Origin of the sequence: Streptomyces sp. NPDC048636 (assembly GCF_040650655.1) — a bacterium.
In the GTDB taxonomy this organism is placed as follows: Bacteria; Actinomycetota; Actinomycetes; order Streptomycetales; family Streptomycetaceae; genus Streptomyces.
Window position 1 is genome coordinate 62,432 of record NZ_JBEZHR010000008.1, and the last position, 21,673, is coordinate 84,104.

A 21,673-nucleotide genomic window follows, 5' to 3' on the forward strand; every position below is an offset into this window, starting at 1 on the left:
ATGGGGCATTGATCGTGATACGGACGGCAGGTGGCCGTGATGATCGATGCGCTGGTGACAGTGATCGTGGTACTGGCCTGTCTGGGCGCGGTCTGCGCCCTGGCGGCGGCCCGGGTGGTCAAGCAGTACGAGCGGGGGGTGGTCTTCCGGCTCGGGAGGCTGAGGCCGGAAGTCCGGGGGCCGGGGTTCACCATGATCGCCCCGGTCGTGGACCGGCTCCAAAAGGTGAACATGCAGATCGTGACGATGCCCGTGCCCGCGCAGGAGGGCATCACCCGCGACAATGTGACGGTCCGCGTCGACGCGGTCGTCTACTTCCAGGTCGTGGACCCCTCCGAGGCGATCGTCGCGGTGGAGGACTACCGCTTCGCCGTCTCGCAGATGGCCCAGACCTCCTTGCGCTCGATCATCGGCAAAAGCGATCTGGACGATCTGCTCTCCAACCGGGAGAAGCTCAACCAGGGCCTTGAGCTCATGATCGACAGCCCGGCGGTGGGCTGGGGCGTCCATATCGACCGCGTCGAGATCAAGGACGTCTCGCTGCCGGAGACCATGAAGCGGTCGATGGCCCGCCAGGCGGAGGCCGACCGGGAGCGCCGCGCCCGGGTCATCAACGCGGACGCGGAGCTCCAGGCGTCCAAGAAGCTCGCCGAGGCCGCCGCCCAGATGTCCGAGACCCCCGCCGCGCTCCAGCTGCGGCTGCTCCAGACCGTGATGGCGGTGTCGGCGGAGAAGAACTCCACGCTGGTGCTGCCCATCCCGGTGGAGCTGCTGCGGTTCCTGGAGCGGGGACAGGACCAGGGGCAGCAGCCGCTGGAGGCGGGGCGTGCGGAGCGGAAGCCGGAGGGTGCCGCCGGGCGGGAAGCCGCCCCCGCCGCCCCTGCCGGTGCTCCCGGTGCTCCCGACACGGTGACGGAGGACCGGTCCGCGCGGCCGGTGCCCACCCTCACCGAACACGAGCCGGAACCGCGGCGCGGTGTGGAGCGCTGACCTCGGAGGCCATGCCCCCCGGCCGGTGATCGACATCCGCTGAGATAGTGTCCTGCCCGCGCACCCTTCGTCGGTGCGCGGGCTTCGTCGTGTCGATTCCGGCACGGGATCGCCTCGTAAATTTCACAGTCGTGTGGTGAACGCGCCCTTGTGTGGCCCCGGAAACCCTGGCAATACTCGACGGCGAACTTGGCATGGACGCGCCGTGTTCAACCAGACGCGCCCCGCTACCCGCCCTCCGGGTCCGGCACCCCACTGCCGAACGGGCCCAACCCCCCACTGGAGGTTCTGAGTTGAAGCACCGCCGCATACCCAAGCGTCGTGTCGCCATCGCCGGAGCCGGCATAGCGGCTCTGGTCGCCGCGGGACTCACCCTGCAAAGCGCCAACGCCGCCCCCGGCGACCAGCAGCCGGACCCCCTGTCGGTGAAGTCCGCGGGCAAGCTGGCGCACAGCCTTCTCTCCTCGCTGGGCGATGACTCCGCGGGCACCTACTACGACACCAAGGCCAAGAAGCTCGTGGTCAACGTGGTGAACGACGCCGCCGCGGACAAGGTCCGCGCGGCCGGGGCCGAGGCCAAGGTGGTCAAGTACACCCTGGCCCAGCTGAACTCGGCGCGGACCACCCTCAAGGACAAGGCCACTCTTCCCGGCACCTCGTGGTCGGTGGACCCCAGATCCAACAAGGTCGTCGTCACCGCCGACCGCACCGTCAAGGGCGGCACACTGGCGAAGCTGACGAAGGTCACCGACGGTCTCGGCGACAAGGTCGAGGTCAAGCGGTCGAAGGGTACGTTCTCGACCTTCATCGCCGGTGGCGACGCCATCTGGGGCGACGGCGGGCGCTGCTCGCTCGGCTTCAACGTGGTCAAGGACGGTCAGCCGTACTTCCTGACCGCCGGGCACTGCACCGAGGCGATCAAGAGCTGGTCGGACTCGCAGGGCGGTGAGGAGATCGGGGCCAACGAGGGAAGCTCCTTCCCGGGCAATGACTACGGCCTGGTCAAGTACACCAAGGACGTCGAGCACCCGAGCGCGGTGGACCTCTACAACGGCAGCACCCAGGCCATCGCCAAGGCGGGCGACGCCACGGTCGGCCAGAAGGTGCAGCGCAGCGGCAGCACCACCCAGGTGCACGACGGCGAGGTCACCGGCCTCAACGCGACCGTCAACTACCAGGAGGGCACGGTCGAGGGGCTCATCCAGACCACCGTCTGCGCCGAGCCGGGCGACAGCGGCGGCGCGCTCTTCGCGGACGACACCGCGCTGGGCCTGACCTCCGGCGGCAGTGGTGACTGCTCCGGCGGCGGCGAGACCTTCTTCCAGCCGGTGCCGGAGGCGCTGGACGCGTACGGCGCCTCCATCGGCTGACCCCGTACCCAAAGCAGAGGCCCCCCGGACACCCGTGGACGGTGTCCGGGGGGCCTCCCCTTGTGTCCGCGGCCGCTCGAGCCGCGTTCATGGTGCGGTGTTCATGGTGCGGTGTTCGGTGGTGCCGCGTTCAGTGGTGCGTGGTGCGGTGGTGCGTCGTACGGGGCCGCGCTGCTCGGTCGTGCGCCGCTCAGAACCCGAAGACCTGAGTGGTGACGGCGTCCCGCTGGCAGTTGTTCGCGAAGGTGTGCTCGTACGAGACCCGGCGGCCGTCCCAGACCCCGGTGGCGGTGACGGTCACCGGCCGCCATTCCTTGGTGCAGATCCGGCCCGGCTCCGCCGACAGCGTCAGCGAGTTGAACGCACCGTCGACGGTGCGCAGTTCGGCGCATGCCTTGGCGGCCGCCGGGTGGGTACCGGAGGCCTTGGGCTGACAGCTGAGCGTCACCGCCCGCTGAACGTCGGCCGTGGCCGCGTCCGCGCCATAGCCGACGGTGAGGACCATCGCAGAGGCCGGGTACAGGCTGTCGGGCTGGGCGGGCGCGGCGTTCGCCGTACCGCTCGCACCGATCCCCAGCGCGGCACTCAGAGCCACGGCGGCCCCCAGACCGATCGCCCCTGTGGTCTTCCGCATTTCGAACGCTCCCTTGCTCGTGGTTTCAGATACCGGACGGAGTTCTACGCCGTGCGCGTCGGGAACGCATGTCGATCGAACACTTCCGGTCGCTATACGTAGTCATTCGGTGGCTTATTGTCGCGTGCGGGGGGTGTCACTCCGCGGAACGCCGCGTGGCGAGCGGGTGCGCGGAGGGGCGGGCGAACCGGCGGGTGTGCGCCGGCGCGGAGGTGTCCGGAGTGTCCGCCGGTTCCTGAACTACGTGTTCAGAGCGCTCGTATGGGCCCAGGCGGGAAATATGGGACAGCTGGTGATGATCCGTTCGTCATCTGCCGGGGGCATGGGCGCGCGCGGGGAGCGTGGGCGAGATCCTGCCAGCGCAAGGCGACCGGCGGGCGGGGGCTCGAACGGCCCTCGGAGGCCGGAGCGGTGGTGTACAGCGCGGGGTCAGCTGTCCAGATCCCGGCTCAGGGGGCCGCTCCGGCGCCCCCAGCCGTAGGCCCGCCCGGCCCGCAGCCGCACCACCAGCCGCCGGTCGGCGACCATCGCGGCACGGAACTCCTCCCAGTCCGGATGCTCGCCCTGGACGGCGCGGTAGATCTCGACCAGCTCGTCGGCGGTGGCGTCATGGGGGTCGGCCGTCACCGGCGTCAGCTCGGCATCGCCCTCGGCCACCAGATAGGAGGAGCGGTCCTCGCTGGTGACATAGAAGCTGGCGCGCGGATCGCGGCGCAGATTGCGGGTCTTGGCGCGGTCGTCGGTGACCGAGACGCGGATCAGCCGGGCGGCCGGGTCGTAGGCGAAGGCGACATTCGACAGCTGGGGCCGCCCATCGCGCTTGAGGGTGACCAGCGCGCCGGTGCGCTGCTCCCGCAACAGCCCGAACAGGGCGTCCTGGGAGGGTGTGGCGGAATCCCCGGGTCGCTCGGTCATAAGGATCGAGCGTAGGTCGCGGGCGGCCGGTCCCCGTGGTGCGACACGCGGAATGTCGGGGCGTTTTGCGTGCCTATGGTGTATATGGAAGGCCCCTCATAGCGACTCGCACGCTTGTTCGAGAATGGGGTTATGGTGGGGCGTGGGACGAACAGGGTCGGTCAGGGGGTGTGAGCAGCGGGAGGTGCGGATGCCAGGCTTCACGCATCTGCACACCGCGTCCGGATTCTCCATGCGGTACGGGGCCGCGCATCCGGAGCGGCTGGCGGAGCGCGCCGCCGAGCGCGGTATGGACGCGATCGCGCTGACCGATCGCGACAGCCTCGCCGGAGCGGTGCGGTTCGCCCGCGCCGCCGAGGCCGCGGGGGTGCGCCCGCTCTTCGGGGTGAACCTGGCCGTCCAGGCGGAACGCCCGGAGCCGGGGCGCACGGTCCGCCGCCGCACCCCGGTGCGCGGCGGGGCGTTCATCGATGAATCCACGCCCCGTGTGGTCTTCCTCGCCCGGGACGGCGCCGCCGGATGGGCCGCGCTGTGCGGACTGGTCTCCGCCGCCCACGCCGAGCTCGACCACCCCGGCTCCGCCCGTGCCCACGGGGACGGACCGCCCCTGCTGCACCGGCGCGACCTGGTCGTCGGCGGTGGCGGAGCGCTCTGTGCGCTGACCGTGCTGCTCGGCCCGGACTCCGACGTCGGCCGGGCCCTGGCCGCCGGACGCCCCGACCGGGCCGCCCGGCTGATCGCCCCCTGGCGCGAGCTCTTCGGGGACGACGCCCTGCGGCTGGAGGCCGTATGGCACGGCCGCACCGGCACCGGCCCCGGCTCGCTGCGGCTGGCCGCCCGTACCGTCGGTTTCGCCGCCGAGCAGGGCGTACGGGCCGTGCTCAGCAACGCCGTGCGCTACGCCGACCCGGGGGAGGGGCCGGTCGCCGATGTCCTGGACGCGGCCCGGCGGCTGGTTCCGATCGATCCGCACCGCCCCGATTCGCTCGACAGCGGGGAGCGCTGGCTCAAGGGCCCGCGGGAGATGGCGGCGGCCGCCGAACGGATCGCGGAGGCCGCGGGCATGCGGCGGGACGCCGCGCACCGGCTGCTGGAGGAGACCCGGCGCACCGCCGCCGAATGCCTGGTCGACCCCGAGGACCACCTCGGCCTCGGCAGTGTCCACTTCCCCGAACCGCGGCTGGTCGGCGCCGGACGGCGCGGCGCCGAGCGGGTGCTGCGGTCGCGCTGCGCCGCCGCCATGGTGCTGCGCGGCCACGACCGTGACCGGCTGCGCTGGGAGCGCCTGGAGGACGAGCTGCGCACCATCGAACGGCTCGGCTTCGCCTCGTACTTCCTCACCGTCGCCCAGGTCGTCGACGACACCCGCGCGCTCGGGGTCCGGGTCGCCGCCCGCGGCTCCGGGGCGGGCTCGTTCGTCAACCATCTGCTCGGTATCGCCCATGCCGATCCGGTCGCCAACGGGCTGCTGATGGAGCGGTTCCTCTCGGTGCGGCGGGCCGCGCTGCCCGATATCGACATCGATGTGGAGTCCGCGCGCCGCCTCGACGTCTACCGCGCCATCTTCGACCGCTTCGGGGCGGAGCGGGTCGCGACCGTCGCGATGCCCGAGACCTACCGGGTGCGCCATGCGGTACGGGACGTGGGCGCGGCGCTCGGTATGGATCCGGACGAGGTGGACCGGCTCGCCAAGTCCTTCCCGCATATCCGCGCCCGTGACGCCCGCGCGGCCCTGGCCGAACTGCCCGAGCTACGGGCGCTACGCGAGGCGACCGCCGAGCAGGAACGTTTCGGCAAGTTCTGGGAGCTGGTCGAGGCGCTGGACGCGCTGCCCCGCGGTCTCGCCATGCACCCCTGTGGGGTGCTGCTCTCGGACGCCGGGCTGCTGGCCCGTACGCCCATCGTGCCGACCAGCGGTGAGGGCTTCCCGATGTCCCAGTTCGACAAGGATGACGTCGAGGAGCTGGGACTGCTCAAACTCGATGTCCTGGGTGTGCGGATGCAGTCCGCGATGGCGCACGCGGTGGCCGAGATCGGGCGGGTCACCGGGCGGACGGTGGACCTCGACGACCCCGCCCAGGTCCGGCCCGGCGATCCGGCCACCTACGATCTGATCCGCTCCACCGAGACGCTCGGCTGCTTCCAGATCGAGTCCCCCGGCCAGCGCGACCTCCTCGGACGGCTCCAGCCCACCTCCTTCCACGACCTCGTGGTCGATATCTCGCTCTTCCGGCCCGGTCCGGTCGCCGCCGATATGGTGCGTCCCTTCATCGACGCCCGGCACGGCCGCAAGCCGCCGCGCTATCCGCATCCGGATCTGGAGGAGGCGCTGCGCGAGACCTATGGCGTGGTGGTCTTCCATGAACAGATCATCAAGATCCTTTCGATCATGACCGGTTGTGAACGGGACCTCGCCGACGAGGCGCGGCGCGCGCTGTCCAACCCCGAACGGCAGGGGCGGGTACGGGCCTGGTTCCGGGCGGAGGCTTCGAAGCGGGGCTATCCGGCGGAGGTGCTGGCGCGCACCTGGGAGATCGTCGAGGCGTTCGGCTCGTACGGCTTCTGCAAGGCGCACGCCGTCGCCTTCGCGGTGCCGACCTACCAGTCCGCCTGGCTCAAGGCGCACCACCCGGCCGCCTTCTACGCCGGGCTGCTCACCCACGACCCCGGGATGTACCCGAAGCGGCTGCTGCTTGCGGACGCGCGGCGGCGCGGGGTGCCGATCCTCCCGCTCGATGTGAACCGCTCGGGGGCCACCTATCGGATCGAACTGATGTCCGGTGACGGTCCGGGGCTCGGGGTCCGGCTGGCCCTCTCCGACGTCCACGGCATCAGCGAGGCGGAGACCGGGCGGATCGCGGCCGGACAGCCGTACTCCTCGCTCCAGGACCTGTGGCTGCGGGCCCACCCCGGGCGGCCGGTGGCCGAACGGCTGGCCCAGGTCGGCGGGTTGGACGCGTTCGGTCCGAGCCGCCGCGACCTGCTGTTGCAGATCGCCGAACTGCACCGGCAGCAGCGGGGCGCCGCCCGGCACGACGGCGCGGGCCAGCTCCCGCTGACCGAGGCCGGGCCCGCCGCCCCCGCCGGGCTCCCCGACCTCGACGCGGACGAACGCCTCGGTGCCGAGCTCGGCGTCCTCGGTATGGACGTCTCCCGCCATCTGATGGGCGACCACCGGGACTTCCTGGAGGAACTGGGCGCGCTCTCCGCGAAGCGGCTGCGGGACGCCCGGCACGGCGAGACCGTACTCGTCGCCGGGGCCAAGGCCGCCACCCAGACCCCGCCGATCCGCTCGGGCCGCCGGGTCATCTTCACCACCCTCGACGACGGCACCGGCCTGGTCGACTGCGCGTTCTTCGACGACAGCCACGCCGCGTGCGCGCACACCGTCTTCCACTCATGGCTGCTGCTGGTACGCGGGGTGGTCCAACGGCGTGGCCCGCGCAGCCTCAGCGTCGTCGGCTCGGCCGTCTGGAACCTCGCCGAACTGGCCCGGCTCCGCCGTGAGGGCGGTCTGGAGGCGGTCGCCGCCGAACTCGCGGCGGGCCCCGACGACGGTACGCGCGAACCGGCCGGGGCCGACTCCGGCCGCCGCATCCAGATGTCCACCGGCTACGCCATGCACCCGTGGGCCGACCTCCGGCCCGCGGGCGACCAGTCCGCCACCGGCCGCAAACTGTGGCACGCCAGCCCGGGGAGCGCGGGATGACCCCCGACCGGGCCGATGAGCCCCGCGCCGACACCGCCGGTCCGGCGACGCGGTCCGGTGCGGCGGCGGCCCGTTCCGGTGGCGGGGAGCCGCATGTGCTGTATGTGCGGTTCCAGGAGGGCGCCGGGCGCGGGGCGCCGGGGGAGGACGTCTACCAGGGGCTGCTGGCGTTGCTCGGTGAGCTGACGCCCGTCGTCGAGGCGCTGCCGCCCGATGCGGCGTTCGCCGATGTGCGGGGCGCGCTGCGGTACTTCGGACGGGACGCCGCCGGGCTCGCGGAGATCGTGCGGGTCCGGGCGCTGGCCCGGTACGGCGTCGACTGCACCGTCGGCGTCGCCGCCAACCCCATGCTCGCCCGGATGGCCGCCCAGGACGCGGCGCCGGACACGCCCGGCACCGTGCGCACCGTGCCCGACGACCCCGGCGCCGTCGCCGCGTTCCTCGCCCGCAAGCCGCCCACCGCCCTGCCCGGTGTGGGTCCGGCCACCGCGCGCACCCTGTGTTCGTACGGGCTCGACAGCGCCGCGCGGATCGCCGACGCGCCGCTGGGCACCCTTCAGCGGATCCTCGGCGCGTCGGCCGCGCGCAAGGTGCACGCCTGGGCCCGCGGTGTCGACCCGGCGCCCGTCACCCCGAACGCCCCCGCCCGCGCCATGGGCGCGGAACTCCGCTTCCGCCACGATGAGTTGGACCCCGCCCGGCGGCGCCGGGCGCTGCTCACGCTCGCCGACGGGCTCGGCGTCCGGCTGCGGACGAGCGGACAGGTGGCGGCCGTGCTCGTACTCACGGTCCGGTACGCCGACCGCTCCACGACCACCCGCTCCCGCACCCTGGCCGAGCCGACCGCGCACACCCCGGTACTGACCGCCGCCGCGTACGCGCTGCATGACGCGCTCGGGCTGCAACGGGCCCGGGTACGGGCCGTATCGCTGCGGGTCGAGGGGGTGACGGACGCCGGACTCGCCGCGCACCAGCTGACGTTCGACCCCGCCGACGAGAAGTCCCGACGGCTGGAGGCGGCTGCCGACCGGGCGCGTGCCCGCTTCGGCCCGTCCGCGGTAAGGCCCGCCGGATTCCTGGACGTCGCGTGAAAAGTACGTGAACGTTTCCTCACCAACCAATGGCTGGAAGCATTTCCTACTCACGCGTAATTTCGTCTCAGCGCACCACTACTTGTGATCCGGATCGCAGGGCGCGCCGTCAATGCAACCCTCTCTCCCCCACGGTGAGGAGTTCATGTGATGCTGCCCTGGAGGCATATCCCTGGTTTCCGCAGGTCCCGCACGTCCCGGAAGGTCCACAGGTCGCGCAGGTTACTGCCCGCCCTGGTCCTGACGGTTGTGGCGACCGCGGTACCCACCGCGGCCGAAGCGGCGAGCTCCGGCTCGGTCAGCAGCGGTTGGAACAACTACTCCTGCAAGCCATCGGCTCAACATCCCCGCCCCGTGGTGCTGGTGCACGGCACCCTGGGCAACTCTGTCGACAACTGGCTCGGCTTCGCCCCCTACCTGGTCAAACGCGGGTACTGCGTCTTCTCCCTCGACTACGGGCAGTTGCCGCTCGTGCCCTTCTTCCACGGCCTCAACCGGGTCGACAAGTCGGCCGGGCAGCTGTCCGGCTATGTCGACCGGGTGCTCGCCGCCACCGGCGCCAACAAGGTCGACATGGTGGGACATTCGCAGGGCGGCATGATGCCCCGCTACTACCTCAAGTTCCTCGGCGGGGCACCGAAGGTGAACGCCCTGGTCGGCCTGGCCCCCAGCAACCACGGCACCACCCTGTCCGGACTGACCAGGCTGCTCGACCACTTCCCGGGCGCCGGTGATCTGATCGCCAAGGCCGCACCGGGGCTGATGGACCAGGTCGTCGGCTCGGACCTGCTCAACCGGCTCAACGAGGGCGGCGACACCGTCCCCGGGGTGCGCTACACCGTCATCGCGACCAAGTACGACGAGGTCGTCACTCCCTACCAGTCGCAGTTCCTGTCCGGGCCCAACGTCAAGAACGTGGTGCTCCAGGACCTCTGCCCCTCTCATCTGTCCGAGCACCTCACCATCGGGCTGACCGACCACCTCGCCTTCCACGAGGCCGTCAACGCCCTCGATCCGGAACACGCCACCCCGACGACCTGTGCGTCGGACGACTGACCCTTGACAGAAAGCGGGTGACGGCTCACACCGCTAGCGGTTGGTACGCCTCCCGAGGGCGTCCACGAAGCCGGTCAGCAGTCGTGCGAACGTCGCCCGGTCCGCCTCCGGCCACTCCTCCGTCGCCTCCGCGAACACGGAGCGCCGGAAGCGGCGGACCTCCTCGGTCAGCGCGCGCCCTGCCTCGGTTCTGACGAGCAGGGCGCGCCGCCCGTCGGTCTGGTCCGCCTCCCGCCGCACCAGCCCGGCGTCCACCGCCCCGGCGACGAGCTTGCTCGCCCGGGGCTGATCGACGGCCAGGGCGGCGGCGATACCCGAGACGGTCGCGGGGATTCCGCTCTGCTCCGCCGCCTCGACGGCGTCGAGGACGTCGAAGGCCGCGCCCCCGGCCCGGCCCGTGCCGCGCTCGCCGGCGAGGTGCGCGAGGGACCTTCTGCTCTGACTCCGCCGGATGGCGACCATCGCCCGCTCGATGTCGTCGATATGCCGTGCGCTGTTGTTGTCCATCGCTCCCCAATGCATAATCATTGACATCTAGTTGCTATTTTACATGCATTACGGGGAGGCGGCGGCGTATGGACAAGCCGATCGGATACTGGCTCAAGCGCCTGGACGCGCTGATCGACGCGGATTTCTCGCGCGTCCTCGCGGGGAGCGGGCTGACCAGGCGCCACTGGCAGGTGATGAACTCGCTCACCGCGGGCCCGTGCCGGACCGATGAGCTCTCCGCCGCCCTGCTCCCGTTCTGGGGCGAGGGCGCGATCACCCTCGACGAGGTCCTCGCCTCGCTCCGCGAGCGGGGCTGGGTCATGGCGGAGGGTGCGGAAGGCGGGGGCGGAGGGTGGGTGCTCACCCCGCTCGGTGCCGAGGGGCGGGCCGAGGTGGCGGGGCGGGTCCATGACACCCGGCGGCGGCTGATGGACGGGGTGACGGCCGGGCAGTACCTCGAGACCGTACGGGTGCTGAGCCGTATGGCCGCGAACCTCGAATCCGCTTCCCCCGCCGCATAGCCGCCCGGTGCCGCTCGCTCGTTACTCGGCGATCAGCTCGACCTCGACATTGCCCCTGGTCGCCTTCGAGTACGGGCACACCTGGTGGGCCTGCTCGACCAGGCCGCGGCCCTTGTCGCCCTCCAGGTCCGCGGGCAGCTCCACGCGCAGTGTCACCTTGAGCCCGAAGCCGCCGTCGGCCTCGTCCTTGCCGATGCCGACCTCGGCGGTCACCGAGATGTCCTTGGTGTCGATCTTGGCCTGACGGCCGACGAGACCGAGCGCGCTGGCGAAGCAGGCGGCGTAGCCCGCGGCGAACAGCTGCTCGGGGTTGGTGCCCTGACCGCTGCCGCCGAGCGCGGGCGGCATGGCCAGCGCCAGGTCGATCTGGCCGTCGGAGCTCACGGCCCGGCCGTCGCGTCCGTTGGCCGTGGCGACCGCGGTGTAGAGCGCATCCATGGAGACCATCCCTTTCGAGTCCGTGCGGAGCGGGCGCTCGCTGCGCCCGTCTCCGTTCGACACGAAGTACAGCACACAATTCAGTTGTGCACAACTAAAGGGTACGCTGGAGGCATGTTGCACCAGTCCCGCCCCGATCTCCTCCGGCTCGATCTCCAGCTCTGCTTCACCCTGCACGCCGCCTCCCGCGCCTTCGGCGGCGTCTACCGCCGGGTGCTGCGCGAGACGGAGCTGACCTACCCCCAGTACCTGGCGATGCTGGTGCTGTGGGAGCACGGGGAGATGCCGGTCAAGAAGCTGGGGGAGTATCTGCGGCTGGACTCCGGCACTCTCTCCCCGCTGCTCAAGCGGATGCAGACGGCCGGTCTCGTCCAGCGCGAGCGCAGCGCCCATGACGAGCGCTCGGTGACCGTGCGGCTGACGGCGGAGGGCGAGGCGCTGCGCGAGAAGGCCCAGGACATCCCGCTGAGGGTGGGCGAGGCCAGCGGTCTCGACACGGAGGAGATGGTGGACCTGCGGTCGCGGCTCCAGCGGCTGACGGCCGCGCTCGACGCGGCGTTGGCCGACGACGAGGACGGGGAGGCGGCAGCGGACGAGGGCGCCTGAGCGCCGTATGGGCGCCGGGTATGACGTGTGGTCGGGCGCCGACGGGGAGGAGCCGGTCCCGAGGGGCACGGTCAAACCACCCCCGGAACCGGCTCCGTGTCCCGGCGCCTACCGCCCCTGTCAGCCGCGGCCGCGCCGTGCCGTCCTGCGCCGGCCGTTCGCGGTGAACAGCACCGCCGCCCCGGCCGCGAGGACCGCGGCACCGCCGATGGCGAGGGTGGTGGTGTTGCCGTCGCCACCGGTCTGGGCGAGGTGTTGACCCTTGCCTCCGGCTTTGCCGCCGGTCGCGGCCGGGGCCTTGGCGGCGGAGTTCACCTCGGCGCTCTTCACCTCGGCCTTCGCGCCCTTGTGGGCATCCGCCGCCTTCGGCTCGTCACCCCCGTGCCCGTGGTGATCGACGGTCGACTTCCCGGCGCCCGCGGCGATCTGCGCGTCATCCGGTGCGGACGGCTTCGGTGCGGACGCTTCCGGGGCCGACGCCTTCGGGGCCGACGTCTTCTTCGGGGCCCCGGCCGCGCCGCCGAAGGTCACGTCCGAGCAGGTGTAGAACGCCTCCGGGCTGTCCGAACGCTGCCAGACGCTGTAGATCAGATGGCGGCCGGACTTCTTCGGCACGGTGCCCTTGAAGACGTAACTCCCGTTCCGCAGCGTCGGGTCGGTGACCTTCGCGAACGGTTTCGCCTCCAGATCGGACCAGGCCAGCCGCTTGGTCGGCCGGTAGCCGTCCTTGGTGATGTACAGCTCGAAACTGCCCTTGTGCGGGGCGGTGGCCCGGTAGGTGAAGGTGTGGCTCCCGGCCTTCATCGCCGAGGCGGGCCAGTCGGCGCGCGGCAGGTCCAGCCCCTTGTACTTCTCGCGGCCCGCGCTGCACAGCTTTCCGTCCGGGATGATCTGCTTGTGGCGCCCGGCGGCGTCGGGGATGTTGACCTCGTTCCAGTCGTACAGCGGCTGGGTGCCCCCGGCCGCCACCGCCGCCTTGCAGGCCGCCGAGTCCGGGCTCTCCGGCCCCTCGGCGAAACAGGCCGACACCCGGCTGACCGGGTTCTGCATCGAACCGTGCGCGACGGCCGGGGCCGCGCTCAGCGTGGTGAGGGCGAGCGGCACAACACCGAGCGCGGCTATCCGTGCGGCCTCGCGGCGAGCGGTCATGGTGGGGAACTCCTTCGCTGATGGGGGGCGACGCGCAGCACGCTAGCCAGGTCCATCAGACGATTCGCCGCGCTTATGACGGCGTTAAGGAGCAGCTCAGACTGAGCTGAGGATGACGCCCGTCACGGACCGGAAACGCGATACGGGCCCGTGAGCGGCAACCGCCTTGAGCGACGTCCTGACGTCAGCCCATGGGCACCCGGCCCGGACGCGGCGCATCCGTCGGACCGGCGGGGGAGCGGTCGCCCCGGCCGCCCGGAAGCCACCGCGGCCGGCGCGGCAGGGTCCAACTCCGCCGTCCCAGCAGCGCGATGGCGGCGGGCAGCAGCACCCCGCGCACCACGGTGGCGTCGATGAGGACGGCCACCGCCAGACCGACGCCCATCATCTTGTACTCGATCGCGGACAGCACGACGAAGACGCTGAAGGCCGCCGTCATGATGACCGCCGCGCTGGTGACCACCCCCGCCCCGGACGCCACACCCCCGACGATCGCCTCACGGGCGTCCGCGCCGTCCAGCCACCGTTCGCGGATCCGGCTGAGCACGAAGATGTGGTAGTCCATGCTGAGTCCGAAGAGGATGACGAACATGAACAGCGGCAGCCAGCCGATGACCCCGCCGTACGGGCTGAAGCCCAGTACGGAGCCCAGGTGCCCGTCCTGGAACACCCAGGCCAGCACCCCGTAACTGGCCCCGATCGACAGCAGGTTGAGCACGATCGACACCAGGGGGACGGCCAGCGAACGGAAGGCGACCGCGAGCAGGACGAAAGCGAGGACGAGCACGAAGGCGAAGACGGCGGGGGTGCGGTCGGAGACCTGCCGGGTGAAGTCATGGGCGAACGCCGTCTTGCCCGTCACCGCGTAGTCGATCCCCTCCAGCCTGCCGAGGGCGGCCGGGAGCGTCCGCTTCCGCAGCGTCTCCAGCGCCCTGTTCGCGGTGTCGTCGGTGCCGAAGCTGGCCAGCGGCACCCGGACCACCAGGGCCCGGTCCGCCCGGGTCACCGTGATCGGTGCGCCCGGCGTTCCCCCGTCGGCCGCGGCCCGTTCGTCCAGGCTCGCCACCGCCTTCCGCACCTCAGGACGGTCCAGGGCGCGGCTGTCCCGCGTTCCCCAGATCACCACCTGTGCCGGGGCCGGGGTGCCGGGGAACGCCCGCTGCATCCGGATCGCCGCGTCCACCGCCGGGACGCTCCGGGGCAGACTGTCGGTCACCGCCGCGTCCTGGAGGTGCATCCCGGACGCGGGCAGCGCCAGCACCAACAGCGCCAGCGCCGCCGAACCGCCCCACAGCAGCGGGCGGCGCACCACCGCGCGGGCCACCGCCGACCAGGTGCGGGACGGCTCCGCCGCGATCCTGCGACGGCCCAGCCAGGGCAGCCGCGCCCGGTCCACCCGGCTCCCCAACGCGGCCAGCAGCGCGGGCAGTACGGTCACCGAGCCGAGCACCGCCACCCCGACCACCAGCACCGCGCCCGCCGTCAGCCCCTTGAAGTTGTCCAGGCCGGTGAGGAGCAGCCCGCTCATACAGGCCATCACGGTCAGCCCGGAGACCACGACCACCCGGCCCGAGGTCCGCGCCGTGATCCGCAGCGCCTCCGGCAGGTCATGTCCGGCGGCGCGTTCCTCACGCACCCGGCGCAGGGAGAAGAGCGAGTAGTCGATACCCACGGCCACGCCGATCAGCAACACCATGGAGGAGGTGGCGCTGTTGACCGGCACCCAGTGCGCCACCACCTGGAGCACGCCGAAGGTGCCGATGACCGTGGTGGCCGCCAGCAGCAGGGGAATCGCGGCCGCGATCAGCGAGCCGAACACCACCAGCAGAATGGCGACCGTGAGCGGCAGCGAGAAGAACTCCGCCCGCTGGAAGTCCCCTTTGATGCCCTCGTCGACCGCCCGCGACAGGCTTGTGTCGCCCGCCTGCGCCAGCCGTACGCCGGGATGGCGCTCGCGTACCGAGGCCAAAGCGTCGACCGCGGTCTCGTAGTGCTCCGCCGACTTCTCGTCGGGCCCCGCCACCTGGAAGGTGACCAGACCGGACCGGCCGTCCTCCGACACCAGCGGGGCGCGGACGGCGGTCACCGCGGCCGCGGCCGGTGCACGGCGCAGGGTCCGGACCAGGTCCTCGGCGGCCCGGCGCAGTGCGGGGTCGTCGGTGAACCGGGGGGTGCCGCCGGACTTCATGGCCTGGATCAGTACGTTCTCCTGGGCGGGCGGGTATTCCCGCTGGTCGTCCAGCACCACATCGGCGCGGCCCGACTCACCCGGTCCGGTGCTGCTCCTGGTCTCGCCCGGTATCACCGCGCTGGTGAGCACGGCCACCACCACCAGCGCGAACCAGCCCACGATCGCGAGCGTGCGATGCCTGGTCGACCACCCCGCGATCCGTTCCACGAGCGCGGGGTGCGACTTGCTTTTGCGCAGCATGAGCTGCTGTCCTTTCTTGCGGAAGGAGCGTTCCTGTGAGAACTCGCCCTCGGGCGAGCTGGTGCTGCTGCTTCGTCCACCTGGGCCGTCGAGTTGCCGCTCGACGGCCCAGGGCCTGTGCCGGGGCCTCCGGCTGCGGTTATTCGACGGTCTGGAGAATGCGCTCCAGTGAGTCCATCCGCCCCTGTACCGCGGCGAGGCGCTCGCTGATCTCCTTGAGCCGGAGCTCGGCGCCCTGCTGTGCCGCGACGGCCTCCTCCGCGATCTTGCGGTACTCCAGCTCCCGTACGACCTGGACCTTCGCGCGCCGGGTGGCGGCGAACTGCCAGATGATCGTGGTGAGTACGGTGGTGACCAGCGCGAAGAGGCCGAAGGCCCCGACGACCTCCGCGAGATCGTGTCCGTCCATCACGTGTTTCCTTTCGTCTCGTGGCGCGTCGTCTCGTGCCGCACGGCCTCCTGGCGCGCGTCGTTCCCCGGAACCGTCAGCGTCCGCTCCGCGGCTTCGACGGCCTCCGGCGTCAGCTCGATCGTGAACCGGCTGACCTCGTAGAACTTCATGGCCTTGCCGTCCTCCGACACCTCGAGCCGTGCCGTCACCAGCCCGGCGGCCTCCAGCTTCCGCAGATGGACCTGGAGGAGCGCCCGGCTGATCCCCAGCGCGCGGGCCAGTTCGCTCACATACATGCGCTCACGCGCCAATGCCGCGATGACCCGGAGCCGGTGGGGATTGGCGAGCGTGGCGAGGATGCGCACCAGCTCATCGCCGGTCGGTTCGGAGACGGTCATAGTGAAACCCTGCACATGCCAAAAAAAGTTAGCACATGCCGAGAATGATTGCGGAGGGCCGGGTGCGTGGAATGGTGACAGACATGACCGGAACGAACTCTCGTACGAACGACGCGGCTGGATCCGGACCGATGCGGTCCGCCTCCTCGTCCACGCCGTCGTCCCGCAAGTCCGCCGTGGAGCTGATCGAGGCCGTCCTCGACCCGGGCACCCGGCGGTCATGGGACGAACCGGTCGAGATCACCACCGAGGACCCCGACTACCGCGCCGATCTGGAGCGGGCCCGTGAGCGCACCGGACTCGACGAGTCCGTGATCACGGGGGAGGGGCGGATCGAGGGGCGGCGGGTGGCGTTCGTCGCATGCGAGTTCCGGTTCCTGGCCGGTTCGATAGGGGTCGCCGCCGGGGAGCGCCTGGTCAGGGCGGTGGAGCGGGCCACCGCGGAACGGCTCCCGCTGCTCGCGGCCCCCGCGTCCGGTGGGACCCGGATGCAGGAGGGCACCGTCGCCTTCCTCCAGATGGTGAAGGTGGCGGCGGCGATAACCGACCACAAGGCCGCGGGCCTGCCCTATCTCGTGCATCTGCGCCATCCCACGACGGGTGGCGTCCTCGCGTCCTGGGGCTCCCTGGGGCATGTCACCGCGGCCGAGCCGGGCGCGCTCATCGGCTTCATGGGCCCACGGGTGCATGAGGCGCTCTACGGCGAGGAGTTCCCGCCCGGCGTACAGGTCGCCGACCATCTGATGCACCACGGCCTGATCGACGCCGTGCTCCCCGCGAGCCGTCTGGCGGGGGTGGCGGCGCAGGTCCTCCGCGTCCTGTGCGGAGACCCCGCGCCGTCACCGTCCGCCGACGGTGAGGGCCATGGCCCGCCCTCCCGCCCCGCGGCGAATGCGACGGACGGGCCGGATCCAGCGGCCCAGCCCGCGCCCGGCCCCGCCGGTGGCGCGGGCCCGGCCGTGCCCGGGGCCGGTGCGCCGGTGCGGGGTGTGGCTTCCGCCTCCTCGCTGCCCGCATCGGGGGCGCCCCCGATGGCCGAGGGGGCAGCGCCCGCACCTGGCTCCGAGAGTGGCGTGGGGCGCGCTGTGCCTGGTGCGGCGTCCGATTCCGGCTCCGATGAGGCGGCGGGGCGCGCCGCGCCGCCACCGTCCGACGACGCCTCGCCCTCTCGCTCCACGGATCCCGCGGGGGATGGCCCACCCCCGACGGGCCCACCCGTACTCGGGCCCGCCGCGGGGGTGGGCTCTGGGGTCGGGGGTGTGGGCGCTGTGCCTTCCGCCGAGGAGTCGATTCGGGCCTCCCGGCGGCCCGATCGGCCCGGGGTGCGGGATCTGTTGCGCGTCGCCGCCGAGGATGTGACCCCGCTCAGCGGGACCGGGGCCGGTGAGCACGATCCCGGGCTGCTGCTCGCGCTCGCGCGCGTCGGCGGGACCCCCTGTGTGGTGCTCGGGCACAACCGGCGCAGCGCGCGCGAGGGCGAGACCGGCGACGGGCCGGGGCGGGGGCAGCCGCTCGGCCCCGCCGGGCTGCGCACCGCCCGGCGCGGCATGCGGATCGCCGCCGAGCTGGGGCTTCCGCTGCTCACCGTCATCGACACCGCGGGCGCCGCGCTCAGCCGCGCCGCCGAGGAGGGCGGGCTGGCGGGGGAGATCGCCCGCTGCCTCGCCGACATGGTGACCCTGCCCGCGCCCACCCTGTGTCTGCTGCTCGGCCAGGGCGCCGGGGGCGCCGCGCTCGCGCTGCTGCCCGCCGACCGGGTCGTGGCGGCGCGGCACGCCTGGCTTTCGCCGCTGCCGCCCGAGGGCGCCGCCGCGATCCTCCACCGCACCACCGAGCGGGCGTACGAGGTCGCCGGGCGCCAAGGCGTGCGCTCCGCCGATCTGTTCGCCCAGGGCATCGTCGACCGGATCGTGGACGAGTCCGACGCGGAGGAGGGCCGCCCGGAGATCTTCCTCGACCGGCTCGGCCGTATCCTCGGAGCCGAGCTCGCCACCCTCCGCGCGCGGGACCAGGGTGAGCGGCTGGCCGCGCGGCGGGCCCGGCACCGCCGCATCGGGGCGTCGGGTTGACGGCGAATCAGGGCCAAACGGGCGGACGGGGCCACCGAATTAGCGGTCTTAGGCATGCCTAACCTAATCTCGGCCCGTGAACGAGCATGATCCCGAGGCGGCGCCACGGCCGTTCTCCTCCCCTGCCCGGCGGCCGGACCGGCTCCACCTCCTCGCCGTCAACCCCACCGACTCCGTCACCGAGGGCTTCCTCCCGGCGGCGGCGAGACTGGGGCTCGCGGTCACCCTGCTCACCGACCAGCCGGAGGCGCATGAGCGCGCCTACGCGCGCGTCCGCGCGGCCGGTGGAGCACCCCTGCCCGCACTCGCCCTCGAACACTGCGACGTAGGGGACTTCCGCGAGGTCATCGGCCGTATCGCCGCCACCCGGCAGCCGCCCCGGGCGATCTTCAGCAACAGCGATCACCTCCAGGCCCAGGCCGCCCTCGCCGCCGACTACTTCGGCCTCCCCGGCAAGGACTGGCGCGCCGCGCTGCGCACCAAGAACAAGGCCGAGCTGCGTCGCGCGCTGGCCGCGGCCGGTGCGGACACCGTCTGGTCCACCGAACTCGGCACCGGACAGGACCCGTCCGACCTCGCCGGGCTCGACGCGCCCTACCCCTGTGTGGTCAAACCGCGCGAGGGGGTGGCCAGCGAGGATGTCGTACGCGTCGCGGACGCGGCCGAACTGGTCGCCCGGTGCCATGAGATACGCGGACGGCGGCCCGGCGCGGCGCTGGTGGTCGAGGAGTTCCTCGAGGGTGAACTCCGTACCCTCGAAACCCTCGGCGACGGCCGCACCCTGCACGTCCTCGGCGGGTTCCGGACCGAACTCTCCCCGCCCCCGCACTTCGTCGAGGAGCGGCTGAGCCTGCTGCCCGCCCCGGCGCCCGAACCCCACACCGGCCGGGTGCTGGCCCAACTGCGCGCGCTGGGTGTCGGTTTCGGCATCTGCCACACCGAATACGTCGTCCAGGGCGACCGGGCCCGGCTGATCGAGGTCAACTACCGGGCCATCGGCGACCAGTGCGACCTGGTGCTCGGCGAACTCCTCGGCATCCCGCTGTTCGAGCACGTCCTCCGCACCCACCTGGGCGAACCGCTGCCGGACGACCTCGGCGCGCGGACCGACGGCAGGGCCCGGCTGGAATACGTCGTGGCGGACCGCGCCGGACGGCTGGTCTCCGCCCCGGCGGCGGGCGTGAGCGAGCGCGACGGCGTACGGCTGGACTACCGTCCCCTGCGTGACATCGGCGAGGAACACCCGCTCCACGGCACCAACCGCGACTTCCTCGGCGTCCTGCGGGCGACCGGCACCGATCAGGAGCTGATCGACGCCGCCGTGGCGGAGTTCCTGGCGGCCCACCGATGGGAGATCACGTCATGAGCGGGACCGGGGCGCCCGACGGCTTTCGGTCCGGCGCCGGGGGGAGCCACGAGGAGGAGCTTCTCGGGCGGGTGATCGACACCCTGCTCCGCGAGGACGCGTACCGACTGCGCGGCCGCGCCCGCACCGTACGCCGCGCGGACGGGGGCGACTGGCTGCGGATCGCGCTGGACGGAGGTGAGTGCGTGCTGCTGCCGGTGGAGGAGGACGGCTTCCAGTGCGAGATCCGGGCCCGCCGCCCGGTCCGGCTGGAGTTCGTACCTCCGCCGGGTGCGGCAGGGGGGAACGGCGATATCCCGGGTGATACCTCCGCCGCCACGGTCGTCACCGGGCTCGACGCCGTCCTCCGGCAGCTGCGACGGCTCGTCCCGGCCGAGGACCGGGCGGGCTACGACAGCTTCATGGACGAGTGCCGACAAGCCTTGGACACCGCGCGCTTGCACGACCGCATCCGCCCCGGCATCGTCGCCCACCTGACCACCCACTACGGCCCCGAACCCGGCACCCCCGGTGCGGGCGTCCCCGGCGTGGTGGAGTCCGGCTCGGGTCGTCCGGGTTCGGGCGCCCCCGGTCCGGGTGGGTCCGGTCCGGGTGGGCCCGGCGCGGTGGAGTCCGGTAGGGGCGCGCCCCGCCCAGGCGGGCTCGCGCGAGGCGGCGCTACGTGCCCGCCCGGTATGGGCACCGCATGGGCCGGGATGGCCGGTTCGCTCGCCTACGACACCCTCGCCGCCTTTCGCGATCATCCCGTCTATCCGACCGGCCGTGCCCGCTCCGGCGTGGACGAGGCCGCATTACACGCCTACGCGCCCGAGTTCCACCCCACCTTCCCGCTGCGCTGGGTCGCGCTGCCGCGCGAGGCGGTGGCCGGGGAGGCCGCGCGGCTGCCCCCGTGGTGGCCCGCGCCCGGGGAACTCGGGCTGGAGCGCGGTCTGGACCGTACGCATCTGGCCGTTCCCGTGCATCCGCTGACCGTCGGCCGCCCGCTCGTCGACGCACTGGGGGAGACCGGGCTCGGCGGCTCCGCCCGGCTCGCCGGGCGCGCGTACCTCGACGTCGTCCCCACGCTGTCGATGCGGACCGTCGCCGTCGCCGACGATCCCCTCGTCCACCTCAAGCTGCCGCTCACCACGGCCACCCTGGGACTGCGCAACCGGCGGACCGTCAAACCCGGCACACTGATCGACGGTGCGGTGGCGCAGCGGCTGGTGGCGGCGGTGATCGCGCGGGAGCCGCGGTTCACCGACACCGTGCTGCTGGCCGACGAGACCACCCATCTCCACGCCGGACATGCGCTGTTGGCGACCCTGGTACGCCGCTACCCCCCGGGGCTCGAGCACACCCGGATCGTGCCGCTGGCCGGACTGCTGGCCCGGACACCGGACGGGGGGACGGTCGTGGACGCGCTCGCCGACCGCTACTACGGCGGTGATCTGCGCGCCCTCCTCGACGCCTACTACCGGCTGCTGTTCGACTTCCACACCACCCTCTTCGCCCACGGCATCGCGCTCGAGTCCCATCAGCAGAACACCTCCCTGGTGTTCGAGGACGGTGCGACAGGCCCCCGCCTCCGGCTGCTGATCAAGGATCACGACGGGCCGCGCGTCCACGCGGTACGGCTCGCGGCGATGATCGGCGGGGGCGCCGCCGCCGATCTGTGCGGATTCGACGACCGCAGGATCCTGGCCCGCGGCGATGTTCCGGTGACCGATGTGTTCACCACCATCACCGTCCATCTGTGCGCCGCGGCCCCGGCCTTCGAGCTGGCCGCGCTCGGCCGGGCGCCCCTCGACGACCTGCTGCGGCAGTTGCGGACCCGGCTCACCGAAGCCGTCGACCGGATGGCGGGGACCCGGCCCGGCGCCACGGCCGACCTGCTGCGGGCCCGGCTGCTGGACGCGCCCCGGCTGCCGGTCAAGGCGATGGTCACGGCGGGCACGCTGCTGCCCAAGGAGCGCACCGGGGCCGCCGACATCAACAAGCACTACGTCACCGGACCCAACTACCTGCTGCGGGGGAGCGGCGGATGACCACCGAGCCGCCGGGCGATGCA

18 protein-coding genes are annotated in these 21,673 nt (G+C 72.3%); 10 read left to right on the forward strand and 8 right to left on the reverse strand.

What is annotated here, in order from left to right; translation table 11 throughout:
- Positions 1 to 39 precede the first annotated feature (39 nt).
- On the forward strand, positions 40 to 990 hold the full coding sequence (locus AB0C66_RS22485) for a slipin family protein (RefSeq protein WP_362441267.1): 951 nt from the start codon (positions 40 to 42) through the stop codon (positions 988 to 990).
- A gap of 293 nt (positions 991 to 1,283) precedes the next feature.
- Positions 1,284 to 2,360, forward strand: a complete 1,077-nt coding sequence (locus AB0C66_RS22490; protein WP_362441270.1) for a S1 family peptidase — start codon at positions 1,284 to 1,286, stop codon at positions 2,358 to 2,360.
- 190 nt (positions 2,361 to 2,550) lie between these two features.
- On the opposite strand, the gene AB0C66_RS22495 is transcribed toward AB0C66_RS22490, so the two are convergent.
- A complete protein-coding gene (locus tag AB0C66_RS22495; protein WP_362441273.1) occupies positions 2,551 to 2,994 on the reverse strand; it encodes a subtilase-type protease inhibitor in 444 nt (147 codons plus the stop codon).
- Between the two features lie 429 nt (positions 2,995 to 3,423).
- Positions 3,424 to 3,909: a PPOX class F420-dependent oxidoreductase gene (locus tag AB0C66_RS22500; protein ID WP_362441276.1), complete on the reverse strand. Its 486-nt coding sequence runs from the start codon at positions 3,907 to 3,909 to the stop codon at positions 3,424 to 3,426.
- Positions 3,910 to 4,099: 190 nt separating this feature from the next.
- On the opposite strand from AB0C66_RS22500, the gene dnaE reads away from it, so the two are divergent.
- The 3 genes from dnaE to AB0C66_RS22515 all read left to right on the forward strand — a co-directional run bounded on the left by dnaE (position 4,100) and on the right by AB0C66_RS22515 (position 9,765).
- Complete coding sequence (gene dnaE, locus AB0C66_RS22505) at positions 4,100 to 7,618, forward strand: DNA polymerase III subunit alpha (protein ID WP_362441279.1); 3,519 nt, start codon at positions 4,100 to 4,102, stop codon at positions 7,616 to 7,618.
- Complete coding sequence (locus AB0C66_RS22510; RefSeq protein ID WP_362441282.1) at positions 7,615 to 8,709, forward strand: helix-hairpin-helix domain-containing protein; 1,095 nt, start codon at positions 7,615 to 7,617, stop codon at positions 8,707 to 8,709. Before dnaE ends, AB0C66_RS22510 begins: the two co-directional genes overlap by 4 nt.
- Positions 8,710 to 8,958: 249 nt before the next feature.
- On the forward strand, positions 8,959 to 9,765 hold the full coding sequence (locus AB0C66_RS22515; RefSeq protein WP_362441285.1) for an alpha/beta fold hydrolase: 807 nt from the start codon (positions 8,959 to 8,961) through the stop codon (positions 9,763 to 9,765).
- Positions 9,766 to 9,798: 33 nt separating this feature from the next.
- Here the strand turns inward: AB0C66_RS22515 and AB0C66_RS22520 are convergent, their stop codons facing one another.
- The gene (locus tag AB0C66_RS22520) at positions 9,799 to 10,272 is read right to left on the reverse strand and encodes a MarR family winged helix-turn-helix transcriptional regulator (protein WP_362441288.1); all 474 of its coding nucleotides are present in this window, start codon (positions 10,270 to 10,272) and stop codon (positions 9,799 to 9,801) included.
- 68 nt (positions 10,273 to 10,340) lie between these two features.
- Here AB0C66_RS22520 and AB0C66_RS22525 point away from each other — a divergent pair, with 68 nt between their 5' ends.
- On the forward strand, positions 10,341 to 10,775 hold the full coding sequence (locus tag AB0C66_RS22525) for a winged helix DNA-binding protein (protein WP_362441291.1): 435 nt from the start codon (positions 10,341 to 10,343) through the stop codon (positions 10,773 to 10,775).
- 21 nt (positions 10,776 to 10,796) lie between these two features.
- On the opposite strand, the gene AB0C66_RS22530 is transcribed toward AB0C66_RS22525, so the two are convergent.
- Positions 10,797 to 11,213 carry an organic hydroperoxide resistance protein gene (locus AB0C66_RS22530; RefSeq protein ID WP_362441294.1) on the reverse strand — a complete coding sequence of 139 codons (417 nt, stop codon included), beginning with the start codon at positions 11,211 to 11,213 and terminating at the stop codon, positions 10,797 to 10,799.
- Between the two features lie 114 nt (positions 11,214 to 11,327).
- Between AB0C66_RS22530 and AB0C66_RS22535 the strand changes: the two genes are divergently transcribed.
- Entirely contained in the window at positions 11,328 to 11,819 is a 492-nt protein-coding gene (locus AB0C66_RS22535; protein ID WP_362441298.1) for a MarR family transcriptional regulator, read from the forward strand.
- A 120-nt stretch (positions 11,820 to 11,939) separates the two neighbouring features.
- On the opposite strand, the gene AB0C66_RS22540 is transcribed toward AB0C66_RS22535, so the two are convergent.
- From AB0C66_RS22540 to AB0C66_RS22555, 4 genes are all read right to left on the reverse strand, one after another.
- A complete protein-coding gene (locus AB0C66_RS22540) occupies positions 11,940 to 12,968 on the reverse strand; it encodes a lytic polysaccharide monooxygenase (RefSeq protein ID WP_362441301.1) in 1,029 nt (342 codons plus the stop codon).
- 184 nt (positions 12,969 to 13,152) lie between these two features.
- Positions 13,153 to 15,399: an MMPL family transporter gene (locus AB0C66_RS22545; RefSeq protein WP_362441304.1), complete on the reverse strand. Its 2,247-nt coding sequence runs from the start codon at positions 15,397 to 15,399 to the stop codon at positions 13,153 to 13,155.
- Between the two features lie 139 nt (positions 15,400 to 15,538).
- A complete protein-coding gene (locus AB0C66_RS22550) occupies positions 15,539 to 15,808 on the reverse strand; it encodes a hypothetical protein (RefSeq protein WP_362441306.1) in 270 nt (89 codons plus the stop codon).
- A complete protein-coding gene (locus AB0C66_RS22555) occupies positions 15,808 to 16,188 on the reverse strand; it encodes a metalloregulator ArsR/SmtB family transcription factor (protein ID WP_362441309.1) in 381 nt (126 codons plus the stop codon). Before AB0C66_RS22555 ends, AB0C66_RS22550 begins: the two co-directional genes overlap by 1 nt.
- Positions 16,189 to 16,271: 83 nt before the next feature.
- Between AB0C66_RS22555 and AB0C66_RS22560 the strand changes: the two genes are divergently transcribed.
- The 3 genes from AB0C66_RS22560 to AB0C66_RS22570 all read left to right on the forward strand — a co-directional run bounded on the left by AB0C66_RS22560 (position 16,272) and on the right by AB0C66_RS22570 (position 21,650).
- Positions 16,272 to 18,257 (forward strand): carboxyl transferase domain-containing protein, encoded by a 1,986-nt coding sequence (locus AB0C66_RS22560; RefSeq protein WP_362441311.1) that lies wholly within the window; start codon positions 16,272 to 16,274, stop codon positions 18,255 to 18,257.
- A gap of 76 nt (positions 18,258 to 18,333) precedes the next feature.
- Complete coding sequence (locus tag AB0C66_RS22565; protein WP_362441314.1) at positions 18,334 to 19,623, forward strand: ATP-grasp domain-containing protein; 1,290 nt, start codon at positions 18,334 to 18,336, stop codon at positions 19,621 to 19,623.
- Positions 19,620 to 21,650: an IucA/IucC family protein gene (locus tag AB0C66_RS22570; RefSeq protein ID WP_362441317.1), complete on the forward strand. Its 2,031-nt coding sequence runs from the start codon at positions 19,620 to 19,622 to the stop codon at positions 21,648 to 21,650. The genes AB0C66_RS22565 and AB0C66_RS22570 overlap by 4 nt, the downstream gene beginning before the upstream one ends.
- Positions 21,651 to 21,673 lie beyond the last annotated feature (23 nt).